This is a genomic window from Sphaerotilus sp., from assembly GCF_041083715.1.
Lineage (GTDB): Bacteria > Pseudomonadota > Gammaproteobacteria > Burkholderiales > Burkholderiaceae_C > Sphaerotilus.
The window spans coordinates 1-4002 of the sequence record NZ_JBFPGY010000044.1 but is presented as its reverse complement, the minus strand read 5'-3'; the positions used below and the strand labels follow the sequence as shown (position 1 = coordinate 4002).

Here is a 4002-nt window from a genome sequence, read left to right as displayed (position 1 = left end):
GGTGACGTTCATGGAGTCTCTCCTTCGAGCACACGGCGCAGGCGCCACAAGGCTCCCAGCGCCAGCAGTTTCAACACACACGGCAGCGCGGCATACACCAGGCTCAGCGACCACAACGCGTCGGCATCGCGGCTGCCGGGTGTGTAGCCGGCCCACTGCAGCGCGGGCAGCGCCAGCCCCGCAGCGAGCGCCAGATTGAGCTTGGTCGCGCTGTTCCACCAGCCGAAGAACGCGCCCTCGGCCACCCCGCCCTGCCCGCTGCGGCGCACCACGGCGGCCAGCAGTGCGCCCGGCACCACCAGATCCGCCCCCAGCGCCAGCCCGCTGGCCAGGCACACCGCGAAGAAGCCACCCGTGTCGCCCGCCGCCAGCGCCAGCGCGCCGACGAAGGTCCCCACGGCCAGCGCCATGCCAGCCGCCCAGCTCCGCACCAGCCCCCAGCGCGCCACCCCGCGCACCCACAACGGCAGCGACACCGCACCCGCCACGAAGTACGCCGCGAGGAACGCCCCTTCCAGCGCCGGCCTCTGCAGCCGGTCGCGCACGAAGAACAGCACCAGCGTGGCCGGCACCGCGCTGGCGATGCCGTTGAGCAGGAACACCGCGATCAGCCTGCGGAACGCGGCCACCCGCCACGGTGCGGCCATCGGCAGCGGCGCCGCCACCTGGCTGCGCCGCACCGGCTGCGGCGCCCGCCTCAGCGCCAGCAGCGCGACACCGAGCGCCAGCACGAACACACCGACCATCGCCGGCAGCCCCGCCGTCGACGGCAGCACGCTCGCCAGCACCACGCCGACCAGCGCCGCCCCTTCGCGCCAGCCGACCCAGCGCGCCTGCGCCGCATCGCCGCCGCCGAGGCGCGCACCCCAGGTCTGGTGCAGCACGCTGGCGGCGCTGTAGGCCAGGTAGGTCACCACCAGCAGCCCGCCGCACCAGGCCAGCAGCGCCGAGGACGACGCGCGCACGCTCGCCAGCGGGAAGAACAGCCCGGTCAACCCGGCCACCAGCACGAGCGCCGCCAGCCCGAGCACCGCCCACACCCGCGCCATCGTCCCGCCCAGCAGCACATCGACCCGGCGGCCAATCCACGGATCCACCAGCGCATCGAGCGCCCGCACCGCCAGCAGCACCCCGCCCAGCGCCGCCAGCGGCACGCCGAACTGCCCCGCGTAGTGGTTCGGCAGCACGACGTGGAGCGGCAGCGCGATGAACGCCAGCGGCAGCCCGAGCGCGCCGTAGGCCGCGCCGGACGACGTGGCCGCGCTCATCCCGCCACGCCCAGCAGAGACTGGCGCAATGCCGGCTCCGGGCTGCGCGGCGAGAGCCAGATGCCGAAGAACAGCCGCGCGAACTCGGCGTCCGCCACGTCGCGGGTCGGGCGGGCGTTGTGGAAGAAGCGGGCGCCACGGCCTGGCTGGTGCAGCCCCGTGAGGCGGTCGCCGCTGACCACGTCCGGAAACGCCGCCACCATCGCCGCGCGCCAGTCACCGGCCTGCCGGTCCTCGACGCGGTCGAGGCGGCGCATCTCGTCGATCGAGCGCTCGGCGATGCGCGCGCCGTCGAGCGAGCGGGCGTAGAGCAGCTCCAGCGCGAAGGCGCGGCCGGCGTAGTCCTGCGCGCTGATCGGCTCACCGGCCACCCAGAGCCGCGTGTCGTAGACCGTCAGGCCGAGCCAGCGAAAGCGCATCTGCCCCTGCAGCTGCGCACCGGGCAGCGCCGCGCGGACCTCGGCGGGAGGCTCGTTCACGCCCTGGGCCGAGGCTGCCAGCGCCAGCAGGCCCGGCAGCGCGGCCAGCGACTGGCGGCGGGTGGTCATCACGGCCGCCGCAGTGTGTACTGCACGACGTTGGTGTTGCCGGTGTCGAACGCCGCTTCGCAGTAGGCGAGGTAGAAATCCCAGGTGCGCATGAACGGGGCGTCGAAGCCCAGGCGCCGCACCTGCTCCGCCTGCGCGTGGAAGTCCGTGCGCCAGCGGCGCAGCGTCTCGGCGTAGTCGGGCCCGAAGGCCATCGCTTCTTCCACCACCAGCCCGGCGCGTGCAGCCGCCTTGCGGAATTCGGCGTCGCTCGGCAGCAGGCCGCCGGGGAAGATGTACTGCTGGATGAAATCGGTCGAGCGCACGTAGCGGTCGAACAGGTCGTCGCGGATCGTGATGCTCTGGATGCAGGCCCGCCCGCCCGGCTTCAGGCAGCGCGCCACCGTCTCGAAGTACGACGGCCAGTAGCGGCGCCCCACCGCCTCGAACATCTCGATCGACAGCACCGCGTCGAACGGCGCATCGGCGATGTCGCGGTAGTCCTGCAGGCGCAGGTCGGCCATGTGCGCGGTGCCGTTGGCGGCCATGCGTCCGTTCGCCCAGGCGAGCTGCTCGGTGGACAGCGTGACGCCGGTGACATGGGCGCCGAACTCGCGCGTGCCCATCTCGGCCAGCGCGCCCCAGCCGCAGCCGATCTCCAGCACGCGCGCACCCTGCCCGACGCGGGCCTGCTGCAGCGCGCGGCGCACCTTGGCGTGCTGCGCCTCGGGCAGCGGCCGCGTGTGGTCACCGTCGAACCAGGCGCTGGAGTAGTTCATCGTCCCGTCCAGCCAGAGCCGGTAGAAGGCGTTGCCGATGTCGTAGTGGGCATGGATGTTGCGCTTGCTGCCCTCGCGGCTGTTGCGGTTGCGCAGGTGGCGCAGGCGGTAGAGCAGCGAGCCCCACCAGCGACCGAAGATCAGCTGCTCGACCGCCTCGCGGTTGGCCAGCAGGAACCGCAGCAGGCCGGGCAGATCGGGCGTGTGCCAGCCACCGGCGATGAAGGTCTCGGCGAAGCCGATGTCGCCCGACTTCAGCACGGCCGGGAACAGCGACCAGTCCTGCACCGCGATCGACGCGTGCGGCTCGGCACCATGGCCGACGCGGCCGTGCGAACCGTCCGGCCACTGCAGGTCGAGCGTGCCGCAGGGCAGTGTCTGCAGCAGGCGCCACACCGCGCGCGCCGCGGCGGGCGCGCCGGCCGGCAGTGTCGGCGCAATCGGCGCCAGCGTGGCCTCCATCGGCAGACCGGCACAGACAGCCGATGCGGAAACGGAAGCGGTTCGGGCGGGAGCGTTCATGGTTCGTCGATCGGTCGGTTGCGGGTCAGCGACTGACCAGCGCCGCGGGCGGCACCGGCTTGCGGAAGAAGGGCACACGCTGCCAGCACAGCTGCAGCGCCTGCCAGTGGATGCGCGCCATGACGCCCAGCGTCAGCAGCGGGCTGCCAAGCCAGGCGCGGCGCAAGGCGCGGCGGGTCAATGGCGCGAGCTGGCCGCTGACGCTGGTCTGGAGCAGTGGCTGGCCGGAGGCGTCGTCGTGGTCGATGCGGGCGACGGTGCGCTCGGCCGTGCGGAAGAAGCGGAAACGGTAGCCGCCCTCGGTGGCACAGAAGGGCGACACGTGGAACACCTTGTCCGCCCGCAGCGCACGGCCCCAGCCGAGCGGTGCGCCGGATTCGGCCGCCGTGCCGGTCAGCAGGTAGCAGTGGCGCTCGCCGAAGGTGTTGTTGACCTCGGCGACGATGGCGCGCAGCGCGCCGTCCGCCCGGTGCGCGTACCAGAAGCTCACCGGCTTGAAGGTGTAGCCGAGCACGCGCGGGTAGGTGTGCAGCCAGACCTCGCCATCGGCGTCGGTGATGCCCTCGTCGGCCAGCAGGCGCTCGAACCAGGCCAGCGCGTCCGGCCCCCCGTCGCCGTGGTCACCGTCGTGGAAGCTGACGAGGCCGGCGCGGTTGCGCGCCAGCACCGGGTCGGGCCGCGCGCGCAGCGTGCGCATCGGCAGCAGCAGGAACCAGGTCGGGTAGCGGAAGGCCCGCCGCACCGGCCGCAGCCGCGTGTGGCGCACCTCGCCGCGCCCGATCAGCGCACACACCGGGCCGAGGTCGGTGTTCATGCAGGCACCAGCGCACGGGCGTGCGTCCATTGCTGCTGCAGGCCACGCACCACGTTCAGCCCCGACTTCAGGCCGTCCTCGTGGAAACCGTA

Annotated in this window: 4 protein-coding genes; all 4 read right to left on the bottom strand. The window is 73.1% G+C overall.

From position 1 onward, the window contains the following. Nucleotides 1–8: 8 nt before the first annotated feature. The 4 genes from AB3X43_RS02195 to AB3X43_RS02180 all read right to left on the bottom strand — a co-directional run bounded on the left by AB3X43_RS02195 (nt 9) and on the right by AB3X43_RS02180 (nt 3910). Nucleotides 9–1268, bottom strand: a complete 1260-nt coding sequence (locus tag AB3X43_RS02195; RefSeq protein WP_369428252.1) for an MFS transporter — start codon at nt 1266–1268, stop codon at nt 9–11. Next, the gene (locus AB3X43_RS02190; protein ID WP_369428251.1) at nt 1265–1816 is read right to left on the bottom strand and encodes a chalcone isomerase family protein; all 552 of its coding nucleotides are present in this window, start codon (nt 1814–1816) and stop codon (nt 1265–1267) included. Before AB3X43_RS02190 ends, AB3X43_RS02195 begins: the two co-directional genes overlap by 4 nt. Continuing rightward, nucleotides 1816–3036, bottom strand: coding sequence for a class I SAM-dependent methyltransferase (locus tag AB3X43_RS02185; protein ID WP_369428253.1), 1221 nt, complete (start codon nt 3034–3036; stop codon nt 1816–1818). The genes AB3X43_RS02190 and AB3X43_RS02185 overlap by 1 nt, the downstream gene beginning before the upstream one ends. A gap of 85 nt (nt 3037–3121) precedes the next feature. After that, the gene (locus tag AB3X43_RS02180; protein ID WP_369428250.1) at nt 3122–3910 is read right to left on the bottom strand and encodes a DUF1365 domain-containing protein; all 789 of its coding nucleotides are present in this window, start codon (nt 3908–3910) and stop codon (nt 3122–3124) included. Nucleotides 3911–4002 lie beyond the last annotated feature (92 nt).

Bases quoted from the DNA above. Each gene is read 5' to 3' on its own strand.
- AB3X43_RS02195 (WP_369428252.1), bottom strand. From the start codon at position 1,268: ATGAGCGCGGCCACGTCGTCCGGCGCGGCCTACGGCGCGCTCGGGCTG.
- AB3X43_RS02190 (WP_369428251.1), bottom strand. From the start codon at position 1,816: ATGACCACCCGCCGCCAGTCGCTGGCCGCGCTGCCGGGCCTGCTGGCG.
- AB3X43_RS02185 (WP_369428253.1), bottom strand. From the start codon at position 3,036: ATGGAGGCCACGCTGGCGCCGATTGCGCCGACACTGCCGGCCGGCGCG.
- AB3X43_RS02180 (WP_369428250.1), bottom strand. From the start codon at position 3,910: ATGAACACCGACCTCGGCCCGGTGTGTGCGCTGATCGGGCGCGGCGAG.